Source organism: Tenacibaculum tangerinum (assembly GCF_029853675.1).
Taxonomy (GTDB): domain Bacteria; phylum Bacteroidota; class Bacteroidia; order Flavobacteriales; family Flavobacteriaceae; genus Polaribacter; species Polaribacter tangerinum_A.
The window spans coordinates 661,355-686,238 of the sequence record NZ_CP122539.1 but is presented as its reverse complement, the minus strand read 5'-3'; the positions used below and the strand labels follow the sequence as shown (position 1 = coordinate 686,238).

The following is a 24,884-nucleotide window of genomic DNA, read 5'->3' as shown; positions in this document are numbered from 1 at the left end:
AGTTATAAAATTTAAAGTGAGTTCTCAACTTCACTGGGTGTAACGCTCAGTTCTCGAAGTGCTTCTATTAATTTTGTGTTTTCTTTTTCGCTTCCTATGGTAATTCGTATGCAATTATTTACAAGATTATTCCTGTTTCTAGTAATAATTTTTTGACGTACTAATTGGTTGTACACTTCATTTGCATTGGTGACTTTAATAAGTATAAAATTAGCTTCTGAAGGATATACTTTTTTTATGAATGTTATTTCTTGTAACTTTTTTTCTAGTTTTTCTTTTTCATTCAGAATACAATTTTTCTCGATTTCAAACTCTGCCAGGTTATCTAACTTTTTTAGCACTGCTTCTTGGTTTAAGGCGCTTACATTATAAGGCGGTTTTACTTTGTTATACAGCTCAATAATTGCTGAATTTGCGTACGCTACCCCAACTCGCACACTCGCCAAGCCCCAAGCTTTACTGAAGGTCTGACTCACAACTAAATTAGGATAGTTTGTTAACTGACTTACAAAAGATTCTTTTTCGCTAAAATCAATATAGGCTTCGTCAATAATTACAATTCCTCTAAATGTATCAAGAATAAACTCAATCGTTTCTTTACTGAAACAATTTCCTGTCGGATTGTTCGGTGAGCAAATAAAAATCAACTTTAGATTCTCATCTTTTATATAGTCTTCTAAAGAATTTTTATCTATCTCAAAGTCTTCGGTTAATGGCAATTCAATTAGCGTAACATCGTTAACGGCTGCAGAAACGTGATACATACCATAAGACGGCGTAAACGTTAACGCTTTGTCTTTTCCTGGGTTGCAAAAAATACGAAAGGCTAAATCGATGACTTCGTCACTTCCATTCCCTATAAAAATTTGGTTTTTATCCACTCCTTTGATTACAGATAATCGTTCTTTAATAGTTACCTGTTGCGGATCTGGATATCGATTTAAGGTTCCGAATGGATTTTCATTGGCATCTAAATAAACCTCGGCAGTTCCTTTAAACTCATCTCTCGCCGAAGAATATGCTTTTAACTGTTGGATGTTTGGACGTACTATTTTTTCTAAACTAAACATTTCTAATTTCTTTTAATCTAACCGTAATCGCATTTTTATGAGCTTGTAAACCTTCTGCTTCCGCCATTAGTTCTATCGCCTCTCCTATGTTTTCTATGCCTTCTTGGGTGACTTCTTGAAAGGTGATTTTTTTTACAAAACTATCTAATGAAACCCCACTGTAGCTTTTTGCATAACCGTTGGTAGGTAAGGTATGATTGGTGCCACTTGCATAATCGCCTGCACTTTCACAACTATAATTTCCTAAAAATACCGAGCCTGCATTGATGATTCCGTCAATATATTTATACGCTTGTTCCGAAGCAATAATCAAATGTTCTGGTGCATAAGAGTTACTAAAGTCAATACACGCTTCTTTTGAACTTAACACCACAGCAAAACTATTTTCAATTGCTTTTTTAGCCAATTCTTTTCTAGGTAATTTGTCTAATTGTTGGTTCAGTTCGGTTACTATATTTTCAGCGACCTCGTTAGAAGTGGTCACTAAAACAGCCTGACTATCAGCTCCGTGCTCTGCTTGTGATAATAAATCAGCGGCCACAAATTCGGGATTGGAAGTTTCATCGGCAATTACGAGAACTTCACTAGGGCCTGCGGGCATATCAATAGCAACACCCTGTTGTTGCACCAATTCTTTTGCTTTGGTTACATACTGATTTCCTGGTCCTAAAATTTTATATACTTGCGGAATAGTTTCTGTTCCGTATGCCATCGCTCCAATAGCTTGTGCTCCTCCAACTTTAAAAATTTTAGTGACTCCTACTAAAGAAGCTGTATATAAAATAGCTGGATTGATTTTCCCTTCTTTATTGGTTGGTGTACATAACACAATTTCTTTACAGCCCGCTATTTTTGCTGGAATTCCTAACATTAAAATGGTAGAAAATAAGGGTGCAGAGCCACCAGGAATATACAAACCAACCTTTTCAATAGCTACGCTTTTTCTCCAGCAAGTAACTCCGTTTGTTGTAGTTACTTTTTTAGCCGTTTCTTTTTGAGAAGTATGAAAGGTTTCAATATTCTTTTTAGCCAATTGTATGGCCGACTTTAACTCACTAGCTACTAAACTTTCTGCTTCTTTTAGCTCTTCTTCTGAAACTTCTATAGCATCTAAAGCGACTCCGTCAAACAATTGGGTGTATTTTTTTAGCGCTGTATCTTTATTTTGTTTTACCTCTTTGAGTATAGATGCCACAGTTTCTTGTAAGCTATTTTCATTTATGGTAGCTCTTTTACACAATGAGCTCCAAGTTTCTGGTAATGGTCTTTTGATGATTTTCATTGGATGCTTTTTAAATTACCATTTTTTCTATCGGGCAAACTAAAATACCTTCTGCCCCATTGTTTTTTAACTCGTCTATAATTTCCCAAAACTGATTTTTATTCAATACTGAGTGTACAGAACTCCACCCTTCTTCTGCTAAAGGAAGTACTGTTGGGCTACGCATTCCGGGTAAAATATCAATAATTTTTTCGAGTTTATCGTTCGGTGCATTCAATAAAACGTATCTTGATTGTCTTGCTTTTAAAACTGATTGAAGTCTAAATTGTAACTTGTTGAGTATTTCTTGTTGAGCCTCTTGTATTTTAGGCGAAACCGCCAATACCGCTTCCGATTTTAATAAAACCGCTACTTCTTTTAAATTGTTTTTAAATAAGGTAGAACCGCTCGAAACAATATCACAAATCCCGTCAGCCAATCCTATATTTGGAGCTATTTCAACAGAACCATTGATAATATGGAGTTGTGCCTCTATATTTTTTTCTTTTAAAAATTTTACAACGGTATTTGGGTATGAAGTCGCTATTTTTTTATTCTGAAAGTAGCTAATTCCTGTATACTCTTCATTTTTCGGAATGGCTAAAGATACTTTGCATTTTGAAAATCCAAGTTTTTCAATAAACTCAATTTCTGGACCTTTTTCAATTAATAAATTTTCTCCTAAAATGGCTGCGTCTACCACTCCATCTTTTAGATACTGTGGAATGTCTCCATTTCTTAGATAAAATATTTCTAGAGGAAAGTTACTCGCTGAAGCTTTTAATTGGTCTTTACCGTTATCAACAGCGATTCCGCAGTCTTTTAAAATTTGTAACGAATCTTCATTCAGTCTTCCCGATTTTTGTATGGCTATTTTTAATTTACTCATGTTGTTTTTTAAATGTGTTTGAGTAAATCTTTGGAGGTTAATTTTTCTGGCGCCTTAGAAACAAAAAACCCATCTGATTTACTCAAACGGGTTTTAAATATATTTTCTTTTATTCAATACATTCTCAGCTCGCTTGAGTGCAAGTATGAAAATGATGATGATGTGATTGAATAAAATTCATTTGTTTTTATCTTTCACGCAAATATTTGTAATTTATTTTTAATTATACAAACTTTTTGTATTGTTTTTTATACGATAAATATAATTCCTGCCACTAATTAGGAGTATTTGCATTAGATATAAGTGCAAAACTGTCATACTGAAAATCCCCACCTGAAACATAAATAGTATGTATAATCATACCCGATAGTTATGTTCGTTAGAAATGTAAAAACCTGCCAATAAAAGACCGTTAAAAGGTTTAAAAATATGGTATTTCTATATTTTTTACTTTTTATGAGAAAAACAAAATTCTCATTATTAAATAGTTAAATTTTAATCGTTTTTTTTTTACAAATAGTAAATAGCTTTTATTACGCTAGTAACCAAAACCTTATCCTCTGTAAAGAATTAATTAAGTTCAAAATAGTTTCAAAAGATGACCTTTGTCATATTTTTCACTGTATAAAATCAAGTAATTTGTACAGAAATATGAAATATATAATTTTTATGAAAGCACACAGAATAATTACTACGTTTTTCCTTTTTGCTATTACAACAACATTCGCTCAGTTAAAAATTGATGCAGAAATTCGTCCACGTACTGAGTACAGACATGGATTCAAAACCCTATTTCCCGACAATGCAACCCCTGCCCTTTTTGTTTCGCAGAGAACTCGTTTAAACACAACTTATACTATTGAAAAATTAAATTTCTTTATTAGTTTACAAGATGTAAGAGTTTGGGGAGATGTACCTCAATTAAATACCACTGATAATAGTGGGCTTGCTGTACACCAAGCATGGGGTGAAGTATTTTTAACTCCTGAATTTTCATTGAAGTTAGGTCGTCAAGAAGTAGTGTATGATGATAGTAGATTTTTTGGTAATGTAGCTTGGGCTCAACAAGCTCGTAGTCACGATTTAGCAATGTTCAAATACAAAGAAAACAAATTTAAAATGGATTTGGGGTTAGCTTTTAATCAATCGGCTGAAAACCTTATAGGAACTAATTTAACTACGCCAAGAACCTACAAAGCAATGCAATATGTATGGTTACACAACGACTGGAATAATTTTTCAGGTAGCTTCTTGTTTTTAAATAACGGATTGCAATCTGATAGCGGTTTAAAATACAGTCAAACTGTTGGTACGCATTTAACTAGTAAACAAAAAGGCTTTAACCTAGCTGCAAACTTATATTATCAGTTTGGTAAAGACGTTTTAGACAGAGATTTAAGTGCGTATTTACTTGGTTTAGAAGCTATGTTTAAAACATCAGATAAAACGAAATTAGGCTTTGGTGTTGAATTACAAAGTGGTAATGATTATGATATTGCTGCTGATGAAAACAATGCTTTTAATCCTTTTTATGGTACCAACCACAAATTTAACGGTTTAATGGATTATTTTTATGTAGGTAACCATATTAACAGTGTTGGTTTACTTGATCTTTATGTGAAAGGGAACCTTAAATTTAATCCAAAATCTAATTTAACTGCAGCTGTACACAACTTTTCTGCAGCAGCAGATATCAATGATACCGTTTCTAAACAATTAGGTACTGAAGTTGATTTGGTATACAGCTATACATTTACGAAAGAAATTGGTTTAAAAGCAGGATATTCTCACATGTTTGCATCTGAAGGAATGGAAGTTTTGAAGAACAACTTCGATGGTAACACGAATAACTGGGCTTGGGCAATGGTTACTATCAAACCTACCCTATTTACCTCTAAAACAAAATAAGTTATGATACCGCTGCAACAAAAAACAATAGCCAATTATGTGACTGAAAATATTAAAACGGCAGATGTATTTAACAAATACGGAATTGATTTTTGTTGTAGTGGTCATATGACCATAGAGAAAGTTTGTATAGAAAAAAATATCAATCAAATAATTTTAGAAAAAGAACTATCAGAAGTAGATGCCATCAGAGATTTGATTGAAGATTACGATAAATGGGAATTACAGTTTTTGATGATTTATATAGAAACTATTCATCATACTTATATTAAAGAAAGTTTACCCATTATTTCACAGTACGCTAATAAGGTCGCCAAAGTTCATGGAACCAAGCAAGAGGGATTTATAATTTTAAATGAACTATTTTACGAAGTAGCCAACGAGTTGTTGTCTCATTTACAAAAAGAAGAACAAATCTTATTTCCTTTTATAAAACAATTAATAACAGCTAAAAAAGAAGGAAAAAAAATGATGACTACACCATTTAAAACTATCGATAATCCGATTTGTATGATGGAGTATGAACATAAAAATGTTAGAAATATCTTTAAAGAAATTTCAAGATTAACCAATAATTATACCCCTTCTACCGATGCCTGTAGTAGCTTAAAAGTTTTGTACTATAAGTTAAAAGAGTTTGAGCAAGATTTATACTATCATTTTCATTTAGAAAATAATATTTTACATCCAAAAGCGATTGAATTAGAAAAAGAAGTTTTACATTAGCGAATTTTAAATAAAACAAAGTTGAATATAAAACGCGAAATATTACCCAATAAAAAATCAAGATGGAGACGTGTTGCTATTATTTTGATAGGAATTTTGACAGGTCTTGGTTTTTTTATGGCAAAAGAAGCTTCGATAGTTTCTTATATGTCAGACGATCCGTTGGCATGTGTTAATTGCCACGTAATGACCCCTATGTATAATAGTTGGATGCATAGTTCGCATAGAGAACAAGCCTCATGTAACGATTGTCACGTTCCACATGATAATGTTTTAAACAAGTACTACTTTAAAGCAAAAGATGGCTTGCTTCATGCATCAGTTTTTACTGCTCGTGCAGAACCCGAAGTGATGTTTATGCGAGAAGAATCTGAAGAAGTAGTTCAGAATAACTGTATACGATGTCATGTGCAACAAGTTACGCAAGTAAAGTACGACGGTTGGCTTGAAGATCACAAAGAAAGTAGAACAGAACGCAAATGCTGGTCTTGTCACCAAGAGCTACCTCATGGTACAGTTCATGGACTTTCGACTGTTAGAAATAATATTGCTCCGATTCCTACAGACAATGTAGAAACAGTAATACCCGAATGGTTAAATCAACAAATAAGAAAATAAATTAAACAAATGAAAAACAAAGTATTATTTATAGTAACCGTAGTAGTCGTTTTTCTATTAGGCTTACTAGCTTCTAGTATTGTAAACAGAAAAAATGAAGCTAAATATAAATACGTACCTCAAGTAGAAATTAGCGAAAACGAACCTAGAAATGAAGAATGGGGAAAAAACTTCCCTGCAGAATATCAATCTTTTCTACAAACAGAAAATAGTGATTTCGAATCATTCCAAGGAGGTTCAAAAATGCGTGATATGCTTGAAGAAGATACTCGTTTGGTAGTTCTTTGGGCAGGTTACGGATTTGCTAAAGATTACAATCAAGGTCGTGGTCATCAATACGCAGTAACCGATTTACAAAATTCTTTAAGAACTGGTGGACCTAAAGGAAAAGGAGACGGTCCTATGCCAGCTACTTGTTGGACCTGTAAGAGTCCAGATGTACCAAGAATGATGAACGAAGTAGGAATTGCTGAGTTTTACAAAGGTAAATGGGCAGATAAAGGACACGAGGTGGTAAACCCAATTGGTTGTGCTGATTGTCATGATTCAAAAACAATGAAGTTAACCATTACCCGTCCTGCATTAGTTGAAGCTTTTGAAGCTATGGGTAAAGATATTAACAAGGCTACCCATCAAGAAATGCGTTCGTTAGTGTGTGCTCAATGTCATGTTGAATACTATTTTGACAAGAAAAAAGCAGGTAATGAAGGTGTTCCTTATTTAACATTCCCATGGAAAAATGGAATGTCTGTAGAAGCCATGGAAAAGTATTATGACGATATCAACTTTAAAGATTGGACACACAAATTAAGCCGTGCTCCTATGTTAAAAGCACAACATCCAGGATACGAAACCTATTTAACAGGAGTACATGCCGATAGAGGTGTTTCTTGTGCCGATTGTCACATGCCTTACAAGAGTGAAGGCGGACAAAAGTTTACCGATCACCACATTCAATCGCCTATGAACAATGTAGCGAATTCATGTCAAGTATGTCACCGTGAAGATGCAGACAAGTTAAAAGCGAATGTATATGAGCGTCAACAAAAATCAACCGAAGCTCGATTAAGATTAGAAGATGCGTTGGTAAGAATGCATGTTGAAGCAAAAAAATGTTGGGATTTAGGAGCTACAGAAGAGCAAATGAAAGATATTTTATTAGATATTCGTCATGCTCAATGGCGTTGGGATTACGCAGCAGCAGCTCATGGTGCTTCTTTCCACTCTCCAGTAGAAACAGGAAGAGTTATAGCTAGTGCCTTAGATAAAGCTACTGAAGGACGTGTAAAAATAGCTCGTTTATTAGCTGAACTAGGTCATAATAAACCTGTTGAAATGCCTGATATTTCTACCAAAGAAAAGGCGCAAGAGTACATAGGATTAGATATAGAAAAACTAGAAAAAGAAAAAGAAGAATTTAAACAAAACTTATTACCAAAGTGGATGGAAGAAGCTAAACAACGTGAAGCTACTTACGGAAGCAAAAAGGTTTCAATGAAATAATCACTTAATTCAAATTCATTTACAAAAAGGATAATTTTTAGAAATAACATTCTAAAAATTATCTTTTTTAACTAGTAGTCAGATGCAAAAAATTTATAAGTTCTTCTCATCCTCATCATTAGCGCTAATTTTATTACTAATCTTTGCTATAGCTATGGCTGTGGCAACATTTATAGAAAATGATTATGGAACAGCAGTAGCATGGTCTAGTATTTACGATGCCTGGTGGTTTGAAATCGTTATGATAGGGTTAGCCATCAGTTTTTTCCTACATATTTTCAAATACAATTTAGCTACGAAAAGAAAATGGCCTATTTTTCTTTTTCACATTGCTTTTGTTATTATTTTATTAGGAGCAGGAATTACACGTTATACCTCTTACAGTGGTATTATGCGAATTCGAGAAGGTGCTAGCTCGAACGTTATCATTTCAGATACCAATTTGTTAACCGCTATTATTCAAAATGGTGATAACTCAAAAACAATTCAGAAAAAACTTAGTTTTTCACCTATAGAAGACAACAGTTTCACATTAAAAGAGACTATTAACAACAAACCTGTGGTTATTTCTTTTAAAGAGTATATTCCAGATGCTTCTCCAGAAGTGATTAACGATAGCATAAATGGTACACCACTCTTAAAAATGGTAACTACTGTTGGTGAAGGAAGAAACACGGTATATTTAAAAAAAGGAGAAATTGAAAAGATCGGCCAACACCAACATGAAGTTGGTTTTGAAGCTGAAAAGGAAGGAATTATTAATATTTTTGAAGATGAGGGAAAGTTTAAGATGATAACCCCCCACCCTATTGATTTCTTTATCATGTCTAGCCAACAAGCGGGTAGAGTTCAGCAAGATAGTTTACAAGATATTACACTAAGAACTTTATACAGAGCAGGAGATTTTTCTTTTGTACCAACTTCTTATCACCCTAAAGGAAAATTTAAACTCGTAAGTACGGTGGAAGAAAAAACAGATAATGACGCTACCAAAGATGATGCGCTTATTTTAAACGTTGCTGTGGGTGAAGAACAACAAGAAGTTAATTTGTTATACCGTCAAGGATTTTTACCTATAAAGCACCAAGTTCAATTTGATGATGGAACATCGCTTGTCTTATCTTATGGAGCTGGGGCGATTCAAACTCCATTTTCTATAAAGCTGAATGATTTTCAACTAGAGCGTTACCCTGGTTCTTCAAGTCCGTCGGCGTATGCCAGCGAAGTAACCGTGCTCGACAAGGAAGAAACTTTCGATTACCGAATTTTTATGAATAATGTATTAGATTACAAAGGGTTTCGATTCTTTCAAGCAAGTTACGATACCGATGAACGCGGAACAGTACTTTCTGTAAATCATGATTTTATAGGTACTTGGGTTACCTATTTGGGATATTTGTTAATGGGAATTGGTATGTTTTTTACACTCTTCGGAAAAGCTTCTCGTTTTCAGTCTGTTAACAAAAAATTAAAGAAGCTAAAAACCAAAACTGCAGTAGTTGCTTTATTGGTGTTAGGAGCAAATGCAGCTTTTGCAAATACCCCGCAAGATACCATTGCTAAGAAAGTACCTGTTGATAAAATTGTTGCCTCTCAACAAATAGACAAGCAGCAAGCTGAATTTTTTGGTCGTTTGTTAGTGCAAGACTTAGACGGGCGTATCAAACCAATCAACACCTTAGCTTCAGAATGTATTCGTAAAATTTCTAGAAAGTCTAATTTTACCTACCCTACTGCCGAAAAAACGATTCGTTTAGATGTAAATCAGGTGTTTTTAGGACTGCACATGATGCCTCAATTATGGCAACGAATTCCAATTATTAAAGCAGATACTGAAAAAACGGGGGAATTATTATCTACCGTAGAACAAGGTAAAAACGGTTTGTATTCATTTGTAAGCTTCTTAGATGCTAACGGAAATTATTTATTATCTGAAGCGGTAGAGAATGCGAATAAAAAGAAACCTGCTGAGCGTAATGAATTCGATAAAGAAGTGTTAAAAATAGATGAACGCTTTAACATCTTATACAATTTATTTACGGGTAACTACCTAAAGATATTTCCCAATAAAAATGATGAAAATAATACGTGGTTTAGCTACAACCATCATTTTAATGATTTTACCGAAGAAGATGGTCGTTTTGCTAAAACCATTTTACCTAGTTACTTTAAAGATTTAGGACAACGAAAATTTGACGATGCACATGAAAAAATGCTGTATATCAAAAAATACCAAGAGGTTCTTGCTGCCGACATAATACCTACTCCTGAGCGTTTAGAAGCTGAAATTTGGTACAACAAGGCAAACATTAATTTCTGGTTGTTCCAAGTATTTTTTACACTCGGATTTTTATTACTAGTGATGGCTATCATAAAAATGTTTACCAATACAAAACTGGTAAATTTATGCTGGAATATCCTGATCATTTTAACCTTAGTTGCATTTTTACTGTTTACCTTCAATATTATTTTACGATGGTATATTGCGCAACATGCTCCTTGGAGTAACGGATATGAAATGCTTATTTTCGTCGCTTGGTGTTTATTATTAAGTGGTTTGATAACCTTTAGAAAGTCAGATTTTGCCTTACCGCTTGCTACCTTATTTACTGGGGCGTTGTTATTTGTTAGCTATCTAGACTGGTTAAGCCCTGAAATAACCAACCTTATGCCTGTATTAAAGTCGTACTGGTTAAAAATTCATGTGGCTACCATTGTAAGTAGTTATGCTCCTTTGGCGTTATCAGCAGTTTTAGGAATTATGGCTTTAATTTTAATGCTATTTACTACAGAGAGAAATAAAACAATTATTGAGGTAAAAATTAAAGAATTAACTTATATCAACGAACTTTCAATGACTATTGGCTTGTTTACACTCGCTATCGGAACTTTTTTAGGTGGTGTTTGGGCAAATGAAAGTTGGGGTCGTTACTGGGCTTGGGACCCTAAAGAAACTTGGGCGTTGATTAGTATTATTATGTATGCAATAGTACTGCACTTACGTTTTGTACCTAAGCTTAATAACCTGTTTACATTGAATGTAGCGAGTATGTTTGCTTTTTGGTCAATTATTATGACTTCTTTTGGTGTTAATTATTACTTATCAGGATTGCATAGTTATGCTTCAGGAGATCCCATACCGATTCCTAATTTTGTATATGTTATTTTCTTTAGCATGATTTTGCTTACCATCTTAGTGATTTATAAAAAACGTACAACTGCAACTAAAAAGTAATTTTGATGTTACTTCTTACCAATGTAAAAGTCTCTACACCTTTTGGTGTAGAGACTTTTATATTAAACATACTTTTTGTTCTTGAGGCACCAATTCAGAATTTTCGCAATATTTCTGGCGTCATCTACCCCACGGTGATGCGTTCCTTCTAACTCAAAATTTAGCATGTGTAAAGCTCCATTCATACCAACCTTTTTAGAAAGACCTTTTACTTCTGCAAAGAGTTCTTTTACATTTATATGTTCTTGAGATAAAGGATATTCAACTTTTCTGATTTTACATTGATTTTTCATCATCTTCAAATCATAAAAACCATAACTGGCCCAAACATATTCTTTGGGGTTGTATTCTTTTCTTAAGTATTCACATGCTTCTTTAAATGAAATTCCTTCTTGATCTAATAACTCTTTTGTAATGGTTGTAAGTTGTGTACAAAAAGAACTTATTTCCGATCGCTCAGGGGTTATCAAAATTCCTTTGTTTTTCGATATTGTACCCTCTTCTGTGTCTAACAGACAGATGCCTATTTCTATAATTTCGCTAACTTGTCCGGAAGGAATTTTTCCGTTCCAACAAGTAGCTTCTAAGTCTATTACTAGTATTTTACTTGTATTCATTTTCTTTAAAAATTTTAATAAAGTTGTCTTTTTCATAAATACGCTACAAATATTACACAATAGTGCGTAATGTTTTTGCGTAGTTTGAAATTATTTCTGCTTTTTCTTACTCTTTTTCTTCTTTTTCTTCGGAAGTTTGTCCTTCACTCGTTCTGTATGCTCTTTTATAATTCGCATATAATCATCATTATAGGTGTATCTTTTAGCGAGTTTTAAACAGTGTAGCGATTTTTTATATGCTTGCTTTTGTTCATGTAATTGCGCTTTTCCTACATATAAAATTGCTTTGTCAGAGCCTTTTACAGTTCGTGCAAAATCAATAAATCGTTTAACTTCCTCATAATCCTCATTCCATAATAGCACATTAATATAATGTGGATATACGTTAAATGCGTACATGTTTTCTGCCAAGGCTTCGGTATAATACTTCTTTGCCTTCTCAAAATCACCCAAATGTTCGGCATAAATGCGTCCCATTAAGCACAGTGCTACCACATTTTTTTCTTCATAGGCTAAAGCATAGGTCAATGCTTCTACGGCTTCTTCTAAATCATAAGGAAAAGCGTCTAACGCCTTAAATATGTAATTGTTTGCTAATGTTTTCATTTTAGTTTAATTGTTTGCGCAAATCATTTTCAATTGACTGCGTGTCTTTTTATATTTTTTCTTGTTGTTTTGCATCTTAAAATCAGTTCCAACAAATACTTGTACTGGATTTCCTCTTTCTAAATTCAGATGATTTTCCCATTTGCTTTGTAGGTTCTTTTGTAATTGCTGTATATTAAAATTTGCCAACTGCTCTGTTAATCGCTGCATCGCTATCTTTTTATTTTGATGCTGTGAACGACTTTCTGAAACCAATACTTGAATTCCTGTTATGCTGTGTTTTGCACGAACTGCCGAACTCACTTTGTTTACATGCTGCCCCCCTGGACCAGAACTTCGAATCGCTTGAAACTCGATATCCTTTTCATGCATTTTCAGCTCATTACTGCACTCCAATTCAAAACAACCAATAAACCAGTTTTTACGTTGATGGTATTTTCTGAATGTCGATTTTCCTATCCATTGTATGGTGCCAAGCCAATCTTTTAAAAAGCTTGTCAAATTTTCACCTTTGAGTTGCAACGAAACAGATTGAACTGTTCCGTTTTCAACCCCTTTTTCTTGGTGCAGAATCGTGTATGCTATTCCTGCATTTCTACAATTTTGAATGAACCTTTTTAACACTTTTGCAACTACCCAAGTACATTCTGCCGGACCTCGTCCTGCTGTAAACTGAATTGTTTTTGTTTCCATGTATTAAACTATCCTTCTAAAGGATTTTTAGATAACAATGGATTACCAACTGGATTTTTACGTTCCGATACTAATTGTAATGCTCCTTTTACCGCCCAACATTTATCACTTGAATGAATATTTGAATAGAAACTCAATAAGGTTTCAGGATCTACAACATTCCACCCATTTACTTCAATAGTTTTAAGCGATTTTGATTCGAAAAAATCAATGGTAATTCTTACTTCTCTTCCAATATCTAACCATTCTACTTTTTCGTATCGTCTAAAGTTTTCATTACTTTGTAGTTTATCGTATCGTGTCCAAACTTTTTGAAAACCTTCTTCCAATAAAATCTGCATTACAATTCCTACATTTTTCGGATTTACAAAAATGTCTATGTCTTTGTGATCATGCGCATGTTTGTATTCTTTATGGTTTACTTCTGACATAAAATGCCATGCCCAACCTCCAGAAACAATAATCCATTGTTTTAATTTTTCTAATATTTTCAAGCCTAATTCTATTCGGTAATCAGGCCATAATTCTCCATATCTTCTTGTGTTATGATTTGCTCCCATAGTTTTCTTTTATTTGTCATTGCGAGTGAAATGAGGCAATCTTTTTGTTTAAGCCTGAATTTAGTTCAGTAAACAACAGATTCCTTCAGTCGTTATCTCCTCCGGAATGACGATTTTTTTACCTATCCATTCGTACAATCTTTGGTGTAAATGTTCCAACAACTTCAACTAATTCTTGCTGATTCGCCATGATTTTTTTAATGTTTTTGTATGCCATGGGCGCTTCATCTACTCCGCCTCCAATAAGCGTAACATCGTTCATTTTTAATTGATGTTTGATATCACTTTTGGTAAATTTCTCTTTACACTTTCTTCTAGAATGTTTTCTACCTGCTCCGTGTGATGCCGATTGCAAACTTTCTTGGTTTCCTAAACCTCGAACAATAAATCCTGGTGCGGTCATAGAACCTGGAATTATTCCTAAAACTCCTTTACCTGCTGGTGTTGCTCCTTTTCTATGAACAATTCTTTCTTCACCATGTACTTGTTCTTTCCAAGCAAAATTGTGATGATTTTCAATCATAGTTAATGGTTTTACACCTAGCAACTTGGTAATTCGTTTATGAATACTATCGTGACATGCTTTTGCATAATCGCCCGCTAAATTCATGGCTAACCAATATTCTTGTCCGTCGTGCGTATTCAAATCTAACCACGCTAAATGCTGTACATTTTTTGGTAGCGGACACTGTTTTGTTGCTAAATAGGTATAGTGTTTCGCTATATTAGCACCTAAACCTCTTGATCCGCTATGCGTTAGTAATCCTACGTATTCACCTACTGGAACATTAAATTCATTGTTCTCATCTGTTATGTTTACAATTCCAAACTCCACAAAGTGATTTCCACCTCCAGAAGTTCCTAATTGGTTGTATGCTTTTGTTTTTAACTTTTTTACTAATGGAATGTCTTGAAATTCCTTTCGTTCAAAAATTTCATGATCTTGTTTTTTATCATGTGTTTCATACATTCCAAACTTGGTGTGTTCTTTTAAAATATTTTCTAGTTGGTGTTGCTTCCCTTTTAAATACGATGCTTTCATTGGAAGAATACTCAATGCCATTCTACACCCAATATCCAATCCTACACCGTAAGGAATTACAGCATTCTCTGTTGCTAAAACACCTCCTATGGGCAAACCGTAACCCGAATGTGCGTCGGGCATTAATGCGCCTTGCACTGCTATGGGTAGTTTTAATGCATCGTACAATTGATACTTTGCTTGCTCATCAATTTCGTTTTCTCCGTAAATTGAAAAGGGTGCTCTCGTATTTCGTAATTGATGCATTTTAACTTCTACTGGTTTTGTTAAACCTTCTGCAACTTTCCCCCAAATCGCATTTCCTTGATAGTTTTCTGGATGAAGCAACACGTCTTTTGCTTCTTCTAAAATACGCTCTTTCTTTTCTTTTTTTCTGTATCGGTTAATTTGCCCTAAGGCGATGTTTATGCTATTATTCTTTGGAAATCCTAAATTGATTAGGTCTTTCCCTTTTAATTTTTTCCCCATTATTTCTAATTTTCTGTAATCAATAGTAATAGCTTTCTTTTCTCAAAAATCATTCGAGACTATTACTTTAAAAGGTAGGTTTCGGAAAAATTGTACTAAGACGGAAATGTATAGCATAAAAAAAATCCGAAACTTTAATTTGGCTTCGGATTTTTCATATATAAATTGTGTTATTTCTATGTATGAAGAAAATCGCGAAGCAGTTGTACACAAGAACCTAGTTCTTTTGATGTACTTATGTTTAATTGATATTTGAACATGTTACTTCGTTTTTAAAATTGTTTTTGCATAATTGCGATGCAAAGATGTGAGGCTTTTTTGAATTATGCAACTATTTTTTAATTTTATTTTATTGAAAATCAAATAGTTAAACTGAATATAAGAAATAGAATTCCTGTCCGAATTTCTTCAGATAACTAATCTACTGATGCAGAACGATGTAGTACTTTACACGATGTTTTCAATAGCTTGAAAATTTTTTATAAAAAAAGCGTCCAAATTTTACAACTTGGACGCTTTTAAGTGATTTTATACTACAATAACCTATTGGTAACACCATAGAAATCGCTTTTGTGCGTCCATTATGTAATCAAATAGTATTATCATAGGTTAATATTTTATTGTTTTATTATGTATTTGACGACAAATATGCCATTTTTATTTGAGTAAAGTGCTTAGATTGATTATAAATTAAGGTTTCTCAAGCTATTGTGAAGGTAAATATTCTAAAATCACATACCTCATAGGGTTCGATTTTGAAACTTTTAACTTCATTTTGTCTCCAATTTTTCTCTTTCCTACAAACCTATTGATTCTTGTAATATCGTTGTAATTCTTTCCTTCAAATTTGAATTTATAATAAATTCTTTGATAATATCCTCCACCTGGAACATAGGCCTTATTTGTTTTATAAATTTCCGCTTGAACGACTTCGGTCTCTTGACCAATGAACTTATAATTTCCAGTATACAATAAATTTAACACATACCAAGCCAATAGAATTAGCGACAAACCAACGATGATACTTTTGGTAATCTTTGCTATATTAGTTTTTTTTGAATTCTTATATTCCCTTTTCCATTTTTCATATTTTACTTTCTCTTCTTCCTTCTTTTTTGAAGTTAATTTTTCAAATAAATTTTTTGTCTTCTTCTCTTTCTCATTTAGAAAGTTTCTCAAATAACCATAATAATCAGAAATAGAATAAATTTCATGCTTATCAAGATTTGATATATCCTGATCAAAATACTCAATGTAATACTGTTTTCCGTTTTTGTTCAATCTTATTCCTTCATAATCTTCCTCTGAATTTACTTTAAATACAATAAAATTAAATTTAGAATAGAACTGAATCTGCTTTAGCGTAATCATCACATCTTCTAAAGAAGCTACTTCATAAATTCTGTCTTTAAATTCATACAGTTCTCTAATAACTATTTTCATAATTACCTATTTGGTTTATATGCTAAAATTATATTTAACATAAGTCATTAATCAATGTTAAAACAATCATCTAACATTTTATAAAGCTCAGGATGTTTTCTCTTTAACAACATCGGACGTTCAAAAAAATATTCGGAAGCCACTGCAAAAAACTCTTCTTTAGAAGTTCCGCCATAGTTTCTTATATCAGATTTATCTTTATTAATTGCTTCCATTTTATCATGTACCACATCTAACCATTGCACCAAATTTTCATTGTCTAATAAGGCTTTCGGAATTCCATCGATAGTACCGTCTAATTTGTCAAGCAAGTGAACAAACTCATGAATTCCCGTATTTCCTTTATCTGTTTTGTTAGCGAATCCATGGTGTAAGGCTCTTCTTGATAAAATCATTTTATTTTCAAACATTCCGTTTCCAACCAATCCACCAATGATTTTATTTTTAGATTTTGATGCAAACTCAAGGTTATCGTTAAAATAATCGGGATAGATAATCACTTCTTTTAGGTTTGGATACATCCAGTTGTTGAATCCGAATACTGGAATAACGGCACTTGAAGCGACTAAAAGTATGTCTAAATCTTCGAGTTCAAAATCTACCGCGACTATTTCAACACTATTCAGAAAAGATTGAATTCTCTTTTTAAAATGTAACCGATCTTTGGTATTCAATTTTTTGTAAAACAACACATTTTCTTCTAGTAATGGATACCAATGCGCTGGAATTTCAACTATATTGACAATCTTTGGTTGCTTTTTTTCTTTTTTAAGAATCTTGTAAATGATAAATAGAAGTAAAATAGTAATAATTATATAGGCCATTAGACTTTTTCTTTTTGAGTAAAAGTAATTAAATTAACAGAAAATCTCTCAACAAAGCACCGTTTGTTGAGAGATTTTTTAACTTTAATCCTAATAAAAACTATGACTGTTATTCAGGATTATACAGATTTTACTCTGATATCTCTATTCAAATAATCAGGAACAGTTGGTTTATCTGGATCATTAAAATCATTTGCTGGATTTCCATCACCATTTCTATCTTCATCTTTTGTTAAAACGCCATCACCATCATCATCGGTATCTACATAATTAGGTATTCCATCTTTATCAGTATCATCATTCCTCGCATTCCCATCTCCATCAATATCTTCATCCATAGAAGGCACACCATCACCGTCATCATCAGTATCTTCTACAAAATCCCACAATTCAACGTAAAATAACAATATTGAATTAGAAGGTATATTCGTCGTTCCTCTATTTCTATAAGCCAAACCAGAAGGGATAAATAATATTCCTTTACCTCCGTCTTCAAAAGTTATAGGACCGTTATCGGTAACATTGTTTCCACCTTTAAATTCAACAAGACTATAGGTCCAGCCTCTAATTACATTATTTAGAGAAAACCAAGTGGTGTTTTTATCAAAATCACGGCTTAAACTATCTCTATTAACAATTCGTTGCCCTCTGTATTTCGCATATACCGAATCCATTACGGTTGGAAAACCTTTATCTTCCGCAGGATTACCAACTCTATTTACGTAATAATATAGTGTATAGTTAATATCATTTTCGGTTACTTCTTTAGTTACTAACTTATCATCTTCAAATAAAGGAGTCTCACCGTTTGTAATTGGTTTTACAGAGTCGAGAACTTCATTATAATAGTTGTTTTTTAAAAACACAACCAAAGAATCGTTGTCAATTACAGCTTGGGCCTCATGGTCAAAATCATCCACCCGAGGATTCGTATCACTTCCACAGGCATACAATACTACACTTACAATCGCTGTACACAGTACATGTTTAAATTTTATCATTTAGTTCTGAAATTTTAACGCGCAATTTACCATTTTTATACCTTTGCAAAAAATGAATTGGTAAAAATTAACTTTTAATATGAGAATTGACAAATATTTGTGGTGCATTCGCTTATTTAAAACCCGCAGTATTGCCACAGATGCTTGTAAAAAGGGGCATGTAAAGCTACAGGGAACAAATCTCAAACCGTCAAAAGAAATCTTTGGCGATGAAGAAATTACGGTTAGAAAAAACCAAATCAACTACAAAATAAAAGTGCTCGATATACCCCCGAACCGTGTAGGTGCTAAATTGGTAGATTTATACAGAAAAGATTTAACCCCGAAAGAAGAGTTTGAAAAAACCGAATTATTAAAATATTCTAAAGATTACTATCGCAAAAAAGGAATGGGGCGTCCTACTAAGAAAGATCGCCGTGATATTGACGATTATTACGAGGATTCTAACAAAAATGATGTTAATTTGTAATCTAGAAGTACGTAAAACTGTTATAAAATGACCGAAATAAACAATATTATTCTTAATACTACTCAAATTGAACAGAAAATTCGCCGAATTGCCTTTCAAATCTACGAAAGTAATAGTAGCGAGACAGCGATTATTATTGCTGGTATTGCCGATAATGGTTTCTTTTTAGCAGAAAAAATTGCCACAGTTCTAAAAGAAATTTCACCTTTAACAGTACTATTGTGTAAAGTTACGATTGATAAAACAAATCCAATTAACCCTATCAAGACCTCTATTACTAAAGAAGAGTACCAAAACAAAGCATTGGTTTTAGTAGATGATGTTTTAAATTCAGGAACGACCTTAATATACGGAGTAAAACATTTCTTAGAAGTTCCTTTAAAAAGATTTAAAACAGCAGTACTCGTAAATAGAAATCATAAAAAATACCCTGTAAAAGCCGATTTTAAAGGAATTTCATTATCAACTTCAATTAAAGAACACGTGGTTGTAGAGTTTAATGATGATGAAACAATCGCTTACTTAACTTAGTATAACCTGTAAATCGTCTATAATGTCATCTACACTTTTATTGTCTAAAACTATCATATAATTCGCTTGATTATAATAATAACTGCGTTCAAATAAGTGCTTTGCCACAAATTCTGACAACGCTTCTTCTTTTAAACGAGCTACCAATGGACGTTTACTTTTCTCGTTCATCAATCTGTCTACAATTGTTTTGATTGATGTTTTTAAATACACCGAACTTACTTCTTCATGGCTTGATAGTACATCCATGTTTCCTGCATAGCAAGGAGTGCCTCCTCCTAAAGACAGCACAAAGCTTTCTTTTTTATCTAACAACTCTTTTAAGTACTTATGTTCTTGCTTACGAAAATAAATTTCTCCTCTTTCTTCGAAGATTTCAGAAATTGTTTTTTCTTCTTTTTTCTCTATATAATCATCTAAATCGATAAACGAAATTTGCTTTTTTTCAGCAAAACCGCGTCCAATAGTCGATTTGCCACTTGCCATATACCCTAATAATACTATTTTCATAAACTAATACTTAAGCGGTTACAAATATGAGTAAAAATATTATAAAAAATCTTTTTTGGTTTAAAGAACAGTTGTATATTTGCAACCGCTTTCACAAAGAAGCAATGACCGGGTAGCTCAGTTGGTAGAGCATCTCCCTTTTAAGGAGAGGGTCCTGGGTTCGAGCCCCAGCCCGGTCACTTAATTAAAAACAAAACCTTGCTAATTATGTAGTTAGCAAGGTTTTTTGTTTTTGAACCTTTAGTGAGAATGAGTTCGCTACAGTAAATTTTAATAGCAATACTTTCTTTCACAAAAAAACACAATGATTCTATAGTTAAAATGACATTGTTTTCAACTCTCCAGATTCAGTATAATTTATAGTAAAGCTACAGGTGCGGAGGTTCGCTTTTAATTGAGCGAATTCATTATTAAAAGTCCATGAAATATCCATTTCTTCTTCTGAAGTATTTCCAATGGTTATGATTCCTGTAAATGCTCTAGAAGTATTTCTTAATCGCATGATTTGAAGTTGGTTTAAAACAATATCCTCTTTTAGTCCTTGTTTTACCTGTTTTAGACTAAGATTGGTTCTATTTATTTCTTTATGGCCGCCACTACCCGCTTTATCTGCTGCAGCATAGTCGTTCTTTCCTGCGAACAAATCTAAATACCAAATTTGAGGGATACCGGGCATAAATAACTGTATGGCTCTTGCCAATAACATTTTTTTATTACTCTCTCCTAAAGCACTATAAAACGTAGCGTTTACTTGATAGTAAGACAATTTTTGTCCTGATGCACTATACAGATTTTTAATACGCCCACCTCTTTCCAATATCACCTTCATCACCTGTTCTATTTCGCTTTCACTTAATAGTCCTTCGTAGTATACGCAATCTACTTCTTTTCCCTTAAGGTCTAAAACGGGAATGCCATCATGGCAACCAAGCATGTTTACGGTTTTAAAACCTTTAGAAACCAATTCATTCATCCAAGCCAAAAGTGCTTTATTTGAAGCTGTTTCCAGTGTATGTATCATTAACCCAGGTAAGAAGAAATCATAAATTTGATAGTTCTTGGCAGCGACTTTATCGTGCAAATGCAATCCGTATTCGGCATGAATTTCTGGTAAAACGGTTAAACCATGGGCATTGGCAATTTCTTTAATGCGTTCTAGATAGTGCCATGTTCCTGGTGTATTAAAAAAGTTTGAATGACCTACTGCCTTATGTAAATATGCAAACGCATCTAAACGTACTATTTTACAACCAAACTCTTTTAGTTTCATCAATGTTTCCTTATAAAAATCCCAGACCATTTGAGATTTGGCGTTCACATCCATTTGCCCTAGGTAGGTGCTCTTTTGATGCACTATAGATAGCACGCCCTTTTTGTAGGCACTAAGCTCTTTAAAATCAAGTGAAGTCAAATCCTTACCGCTATCAATAGCCGAATTGACTAAATCACATAGTAGTTTGGCTTGAGTTGAAGTCAATCCTTCAACGTTTTCTATATCATTAATCATTATTTTTTGATATGCTATTTTTTGATAAAACGTATTCCAATACGGCTGTTCTGTACCATCGGGAAACTGGACTTTTAATATGGGCAGTCCCGATTTTCGCATAAATAATTTATTAAGATATTTCTTTTTCGGAATTATAACCCCATTGTTATCATATTCACCGTGTCCTTCCCAAAATGTATTCCAGTTTATAAAAAAATCTTTATAGTGAGATTGGTCTCCCTTTTTCAATAAGTCTTGAAATTGTGGAGAAGCTACTGACAAATGGTTTAAAACGATATCGAACTTTAACTTGATTTTTAGGGCGTCTAGTGCTTTTAAATTAGCTTTAGAAACCAATTCTTTATTGATATTATAATCAATGATTGAAAACCCTCTGTCTAAATCACTATTGAAAAAAGTAGGCAGAATATAGAACAAAGAAAACACGTCTTTAAATGCTGGCATTTCAAGCATCGTTATCATATCACCAAGATTATTTCCTATACTATCGGGGTAAGCATTCAACATAACCCCATGTATTATGTTATTGGTTTCTTGTTCCATGTGGTAACTATTTTCCTATAAAAGTTCGGATAAAATATTGCTATTATCTGGTAGCCTTCCAACATTTTGTAGCTTTAATGCAGCAAGCTTTAGGGCTACTTCTAAACAGTCTTCTACAGGTTTCTCTTGTATGTAAGCATACAAGAAACCAGACCAGAAGGCATCTCCCGCCCCCGTAGCATCCATTACCTTTTCTATTTTTTTTGCAGGCAACTGAATGATTTCATTTCCTTTTTGGGAAAGTTTAACACCACTGCTTCCCAGTGTTAAACATACCGTATCAACACCATTTTTGTGAAAAAACTCAAAAATATCCTCATGGGGTAGTTCTTTCTCAAAAAACCGAAGCATATCATCCTCACTAATTTTAATTAATGGATTAAACTGGCAATAGGCTTTTATTATCTTTAGAGCGTCTTCTCGGCTATTCCAAATCTTATTTGAATAATTGATGTCTATGCTCAACTTACAACCCATCTCATAAGCTTCTTTGGCTTTTTTTAGTATGGTAGTTTGTGCGGGCATCTTGCTTAAAGCGAAACAGGTGGTATGGAATATTTTCGTTCTTTTAAGTATGTCTTGAGTTATTTGATCTTCTGATATAAAGATATCAGCTTCACGAAACGGAATAAAATCTGGGGTACCATCTGTTTTAGATACGAATATAACGCTCGTTGGCTTATCGTTTATCTTTTTTACATATGCTGTAAGTACGCCAGCTTCAGAAAGGCGTTGAAAGATATATTCACCAAACCCGTCATCTCCCACAGTTGAGACTAATACTGGCTTTAATCCTAATCTAGCCATATTCATAGCCACATTAGTAGGCGAACCTCCTAAATACCTATGATAATCTCTTGTGTTATTTATTTGAACTCCGTGTTGATGTCCTATAAAGTCTATTAAAACTTCTCCGACACATAAAATATCAATCTGATTCATGAACGCTTAAATATTATTAACACTGTTAAATCTTTAATCTTAATGGTTAAAACAAATCCTCTGGATATGTTAAACTGTTTAATTTGGGTATGTATGCTTCGTCCAATAAAGATAATCCGTATTGGTATGATGCATTCATCCAGCCAAAGCCTTCTTGAGTGATATACTCAAAATCGGTTCCAACGTTACCATACTCTGCAAACACCTTATGGGTAGCCTCTACAACATCGTATTTTTCTGGAATGGTACCGTTGTAGTCAACCACATTCTTGGTAATCATATACAGCCAACGATAAATTAACTGTTGTGCTTCTTGGTGGTATCCGTAGTTTAATAGTCCTTTCCAAATCATCATTTGATGCGGTGCCCAACCGTTAGGATAATCCCACTGTCGTTGCGGACGCTCGTCAGAAATCTCTCCCCTACTTTCTTCGGTACTTCCTGCAATACCTCCTTTTTCCAATAAAAGTGGTAACGCCTTTTCTAACAATTGTTGTGCCTGCTCTTTACTTGCCATTTCTGCCCACATTGGGATAAAGGTTGTCGCCGCTATATAGTGTGACTGTTGCTGGGTTTTAGTATCATAATCAAAATACATACCCTTACTCGCATTCCAAAGGTACTGATTTGAAAGTGTTTGTCGCTGTTTTGCCTTTTCGTTCCAATATTCAAAAGTATAGGTTTTTCCCACAGCTGTTTTAAAATTATCGTTGAACTGTGTTTTGATTACATGCGCAAAATCTGTTTCATATTTATACAGTAATGCGTTGAGTTCAACCAAATTAAAATCTGCACAATTACCTTCTATTCTGTATGAGGTATCATGACCAGATTCTCTTACGGTTCTATCATGCAGAAAATAGGTATCTAAAAAAGGATTATCAATTTCGTTATTTTGGTACTTACGAATATAATCTTCAACAGTACAAGGTTGCTTATTTGCAAAAGGTTTTAAAATAGCATCGTAATGTCCCTCTTCTACTTCTGGTGGTATTCCAATTCCCTCGGCAAAATACCTGTTTAATTTATTGGCGGTAAGTCGTTTTCCTTGAACCATCCAAACTGTTTCATATTCGTGTATAGCGGTTTCTAAATGAGACTTTAGCCAATCTTTATCTTTAGTGATATTAAAAACCTCTTGAATAAGACTTGTATAAAACGGAGGTTGCGTTCTAGTGAGGTAATACGAGCGATTCGCATTCAATATTTTTCCATAATGTTCAATTTCATACTGAAAGTTATCCGCCATGGCTTTTGCTAAATCCTCTCTACCATCTATGAGCAAGCCTATGGATTCAAAATAACTGTCCCATCCATACATTTCGTTAAAGCGTCCTCCTGGAACCACAAAAGGAACACCTTGTATTTTTCCATTTTCCGATGTTAACTTTAAAGATAAAATCCCAGGTTTATTGTTGATGGATTGAACATATTCTGGTGTGATGGTTTCGGGTAACTTACACGTTTTTATCGGTAGTTTTGTTTCTAAGTTTTTGTAATAATGAAACGCTAAGGTATCGTGAAATGGAACATAAATACGCAACGTTGTTGCCGTAAGTGTTTTGTTTTTAGTATCGCTTATAAGCCTTTTAATACCTGTTTCATCCATTTTCCTTGTTAAACTTTCCCAATAATAATCGCGAATCATTCGAGAGGTTCTTTGTACGGGTGGTTCAACAATCTTAGTTAATGGTATTTTTGCTATTGTGTTTCCTTTGTTTTTTGAAATGACCAATTCTTGCAATAAATTGGAAAGATGGTACGTTCCTTTCACCATATATTTTTCACCTGTAACAGATACTATTTCAAAAGCTTTAGAACCCTTATCTTCAATAGTAATTTTTTTATCACCATCGGTATCTTCTTGTTGCAATAGTTTCTGCAAAATATGGTCTATGTTTAATGAAAAAATCAT

At 33.5% G+C, this 24,884-nt stretch carries 22 protein-coding genes and 1 tRNA gene; 8 read left to right on the top strand and 15 right to left on the bottom strand.

Translation table 11 applies throughout. The annotated features are described in order from the left end of the window. Positions 1-11: 11 nt before the first annotated feature. From hisC to hisG, 3 genes are read right to left on the bottom strand one after another with little or no spacing between them, the layout of a single operon-like run. Positions 12-1,070 (bottom strand): histidinol-phosphate transaminase, encoded by a 1,059-nt coding sequence (gene hisC, locus P8625_RS02835; RefSeq protein ID WP_279651989.1) that lies wholly within the window; start codon positions 1,068-1,070, stop codon positions 12-14. Then, the gene (hisD, locus tag P8625_RS02830; protein ID WP_279651988.1) at positions 1,063-2,352 is read right to left on the bottom strand and encodes a histidinol dehydrogenase; all 1,290 of its coding nucleotides are present in this window, start codon (positions 2,350-2,352) and stop codon (positions 1,063-1,065) included. The genes hisC and hisD overlap by 8 nt, the downstream gene beginning before the upstream one ends. Positions 2,353-2,362: 10 nt before the next feature. Continuing rightward, on the bottom strand, positions 2,363-3,220 hold the full coding sequence (gene hisG, locus P8625_RS02825; protein WP_279651987.1) for an ATP phosphoribosyltransferase: 858 nt from the start codon (positions 3,218-3,220) through the stop codon (positions 2,363-2,365). A 651-nt stretch (positions 3,221-3,871) separates the two neighbouring features. Here hisG and P8625_RS02820 point away from each other — a divergent pair. The 5 genes from P8625_RS02820 to ccsA all read left to right on the top strand — a co-directional run bounded on the left by P8625_RS02820 (position 3,872) and on the right by ccsA (position 11,210). Further along, entirely contained in the window at positions 3,872-5,128 is a 1,257-nt protein-coding gene (locus P8625_RS02820) for an alginate export family protein (protein WP_279651986.1), read from the top strand. 3 nt (positions 5,129-5,131) lie between these two features. Continuing rightward, entirely contained in the window at positions 5,132-5,854 is a 723-nt protein-coding gene (locus P8625_RS02815; RefSeq protein WP_279651985.1) for a DUF542 domain-containing protein, read from the top strand. A 21-nt stretch (positions 5,855-5,875) separates the two neighbouring features. Then, entirely contained in the window at positions 5,876-6,472 is a 597-nt protein-coding gene (gene nrfH / locus P8625_RS02810) for a cytochrome c nitrite reductase small subunit (protein WP_279651984.1), read from the top strand. A 9-nt stretch (positions 6,473-6,481) separates the two neighbouring features. Further along, positions 6,482-7,975, top strand: a complete 1,494-nt coding sequence (gene nrfA / locus P8625_RS02805; RefSeq protein WP_279651983.1) for an ammonia-forming cytochrome c nitrite reductase — start codon at positions 6,482-6,484, stop codon at positions 7,973-7,975. An 82-nt stretch (positions 7,976-8,057) separates the two neighbouring features. Next, a complete protein-coding gene (ccsA, locus tag P8625_RS02800) occupies positions 8,058-11,210 on the top strand; it encodes a cytochrome c biogenesis protein (protein WP_279651982.1) in 3,153 nt (1,050 codons plus the stop codon). A gap of 62 nt (positions 11,211-11,272) precedes the next feature. Here ccsA and P8625_RS02795 read toward each other — a convergent pair whose 3' ends face one another. The 8 genes from P8625_RS02795 to P8625_RS02760 form a co-directional block, all read right to left on the bottom strand. Continuing rightward, positions 11,273-11,827, bottom strand: a complete 555-nt coding sequence (locus tag P8625_RS02795; protein ID WP_279651981.1) for a 3'-5' exonuclease — start codon at positions 11,825-11,827, stop codon at positions 11,273-11,275. Between the two features lie 90 nt (positions 11,828-11,917). Beyond that, complete coding sequence (locus P8625_RS02790) at positions 11,918-12,433, bottom strand: hypothetical protein (RefSeq protein ID WP_279651980.1); 516 nt, start codon at positions 12,431-12,433, stop codon at positions 11,918-11,920. A 6-nt stretch (positions 12,434-12,439) separates the two neighbouring features. After that, positions 12,440-13,126: a peptide chain release factor H gene (prfH, locus tag P8625_RS02785; protein WP_279651979.1), complete on the bottom strand. Its 687-nt coding sequence runs from the start codon at positions 13,124-13,126 to the stop codon at positions 12,440-12,442. A gap of 8 nt (positions 13,127-13,134) precedes the next feature. After that, the gene (locus P8625_RS02780) at positions 13,135-13,686 is read right to left on the bottom strand and encodes a hypothetical protein (RefSeq protein ID WP_279651978.1); all 552 of its coding nucleotides are present in this window, start codon (positions 13,684-13,686) and stop codon (positions 13,135-13,137) included. A gap of 118 nt (positions 13,687-13,804) precedes the next feature. Continuing rightward, a complete protein-coding gene (locus P8625_RS02775) occupies positions 13,805-15,196 on the bottom strand; it encodes an RtcB family protein (protein ID WP_279651977.1) in 1,392 nt (463 codons plus the stop codon). Positions 15,197-15,901: 705 nt separating this feature from the next. After that, entirely contained in the window at positions 15,902-16,639 is a 738-nt protein-coding gene (locus P8625_RS02770; RefSeq protein WP_279651976.1) for a hypothetical protein, read from the bottom strand. Between the two features lie 47 nt (positions 16,640-16,686). Continuing rightward, positions 16,687-17,463, bottom strand: a complete 777-nt coding sequence (locus P8625_RS02765; RefSeq protein WP_279651975.1) for a M90 family metallopeptidase — start codon at positions 17,461-17,463, stop codon at positions 16,687-16,689. Positions 17,464-17,582: 119 nt separating this feature from the next. Beyond that, entirely contained in the window at positions 17,583-18,464 is an 882-nt protein-coding gene (locus tag P8625_RS02760) for an FKBP-type peptidyl-prolyl cis-trans isomerase (RefSeq protein ID WP_279651974.1), read from the bottom strand. A 79-nt stretch (positions 18,465-18,543) separates the two neighbouring features. On the opposite strand from P8625_RS02760, the gene P8625_RS02755 reads away from it, so the two are divergent. Both P8625_RS02755 and P8625_RS02750 read left to right on the top strand, forming a co-directional pair. Then, positions 18,544-18,933 (top strand): RNA-binding S4 domain-containing protein, encoded by a 390-nt coding sequence (locus P8625_RS02755; protein ID WP_279651973.1) that lies wholly within the window; start codon positions 18,544-18,546, stop codon positions 18,931-18,933. 27 nt (positions 18,934-18,960) lie between these two features. Continuing rightward, complete coding sequence (locus P8625_RS02750) at positions 18,961-19,464, top strand: phosphoribosyltransferase family protein (RefSeq protein ID WP_279651972.1); 504 nt, start codon at positions 18,961-18,963, stop codon at positions 19,462-19,464. On the opposite strand, the gene P8625_RS02745 is transcribed toward P8625_RS02750, so the two are convergent. Beyond that, positions 19,456-19,974: a shikimate kinase gene (locus P8625_RS02745; protein WP_279651971.1), complete on the bottom strand. Its 519-nt coding sequence runs from the start codon at positions 19,972-19,974 to the stop codon at positions 19,456-19,458. The genes P8625_RS02750 and P8625_RS02745 overlap by 9 nt on opposite strands. Before the next feature lie 106 nt (positions 19,975-20,080). On the opposite strand from P8625_RS02745, the gene P8625_RS02740 reads away from it, so the two are divergent. Next, positions 20,081-20,153 (top strand) — tRNA-Lys (locus tag P8625_RS02740). A 137-nt stretch (positions 20,154-20,290) separates the two neighbouring features. On the opposite strand, the gene P8625_RS02735 is transcribed toward P8625_RS02740, so the two are convergent. The 3 genes from P8625_RS02735 to P8625_RS02725 are packed head-to-tail and all read right to left on the bottom strand — an operon-like array spanning position 20,291 to position 24,884. After that, a complete protein-coding gene (locus P8625_RS02735) occupies positions 20,291-22,027 on the bottom strand; it encodes an alpha-amylase family protein (RefSeq protein WP_279651970.1) in 1,737 nt (578 codons plus the stop codon). Between the two features lie 15 nt (positions 22,028-22,042). Then, complete coding sequence (locus P8625_RS02730) at positions 22,043-22,969, bottom strand: carbohydrate kinase family protein (RefSeq protein WP_279651969.1); 927 nt, start codon at positions 22,967-22,969, stop codon at positions 22,043-22,045. A 46-nt stretch (positions 22,970-23,015) separates the two neighbouring features. Further along, positions 23,016-24,884, bottom strand: a complete 1,869-nt coding sequence (locus P8625_RS02725; RefSeq protein WP_279651968.1) for a trehalase family glycosidase — start codon at positions 24,882-24,884, stop codon at positions 23,016-23,018.

Bases quoted from the DNA above. Each gene is read 5' to 3' on its own strand.
- hisC (WP_279651989.1), bottom strand. From the start codon at position 1,070: ATGTTTAGTTTAGAAAAAATAGTACGTCCAAACATCCAACAGTTAAAA.
- hisD (WP_279651988.1), bottom strand. From the start codon at position 2,352: ATGAAAATCATCAAAAGACCATTACCAGAAACTTGGAGCTCATTGTGT.
- hisG (WP_279651987.1), bottom strand. From the start codon at position 3,220: ATGAGTAAATTAAAAATAGCCATACAAAAATCGGGAAGACTGAATGAA.
- P8625_RS02820 (WP_279651986.1), top strand. From the start codon at position 3,872: ATGAAATATATAATTTTTATGAAAGCACACAGAATAATTACTACGTTT.
- P8625_RS02815 (WP_279651985.1), top strand. From the start codon at position 5,132: ATGATACCGCTGCAACAAAAAACAATAGCCAATTATGTGACTGAAAAT.
- nrfA (WP_279651983.1), top strand. From the start codon at position 6,482: ATGAAAAACAAAGTATTATTTATAGTAACCGTAGTAGTCGTTTTTCTA.
- ccsA (WP_279651982.1), top strand. From the start codon at position 8,058: ATGCAAAAAATTTATAAGTTCTTCTCATCCTCATCATTAGCGCTAATT.
- P8625_RS02795 (WP_279651981.1), bottom strand. From the start codon at position 11,827: ATGAATACAAGTAAAATACTAGTAATAGACTTAGAAGCTACTTGTTGG.
- P8625_RS02790 (WP_279651980.1), bottom strand. From the start codon at position 12,433: ATGAAAACATTAGCAAACAATTACATATTTAAGGCGTTAGACGCTTTT.
- prfH (WP_279651979.1), bottom strand. From the start codon at position 13,126: ATGGAAACAAAAACAATTCAGTTTACAGCAGGACGAGGTCCGGCAGAA.
- P8625_RS02780 (WP_279651978.1), bottom strand. From the start codon at position 13,686: ATGGGAGCAAATCATAACACAAGAAGATATGGAGAATTATGGCCTGAT.
- P8625_RS02775 (WP_279651977.1), bottom strand. From the start codon at position 15,196: ATGGGGAAAAAATTAAAAGGGAAAGACCTAATCAATTTAGGATTTCCA.
- P8625_RS02770 (WP_279651976.1), bottom strand. From the start codon at position 16,639: ATGAAAATAGTTATTAGAGAACTGTATGAATTTAAAGACAGAATTTAT.
- P8625_RS02765 (WP_279651975.1), bottom strand. From the start codon at position 17,463: ATGGCCTATATAATTATTACTATTTTACTTCTATTTATCATTTACAAG.
- P8625_RS02760 (WP_279651974.1), bottom strand. From the start codon at position 18,464: ATGATAAAATTTAAACATGTACTGTGTACAGCGATTGTAAGTGTAGTA.
- P8625_RS02755 (WP_279651973.1), top strand. From the start codon at position 18,544: ATGAGAATTGACAAATATTTGTGGTGCATTCGCTTATTTAAAACCCGC.
- P8625_RS02750 (WP_279651972.1), top strand. From the start codon at position 18,961: ATGACCGAAATAAACAATATTATTCTTAATACTACTCAAATTGAACAG.
- P8625_RS02745 (WP_279651971.1), bottom strand. From the start codon at position 19,974: ATGAAAATAGTATTATTAGGGTATATGGCAAGTGGCAAATCGACTATT.
- P8625_RS02735 (WP_279651970.1), bottom strand. From the start codon at position 22,027: ATGGAACAAGAAACCAATAACATAATACATGGGGTTATGTTGAATGCT.
- P8625_RS02730 (WP_279651969.1), bottom strand. From the start codon at position 22,969: ATGAATCAGATTGATATTTTATGTGTCGGAGAAGTTTTAATAGACTTT.
- P8625_RS02725 (WP_279651968.1), bottom strand. From the start codon at position 24,884: ATGATTTTTTCATTAAACATAGACCATATTTTGCAGAAACTATTGCAA.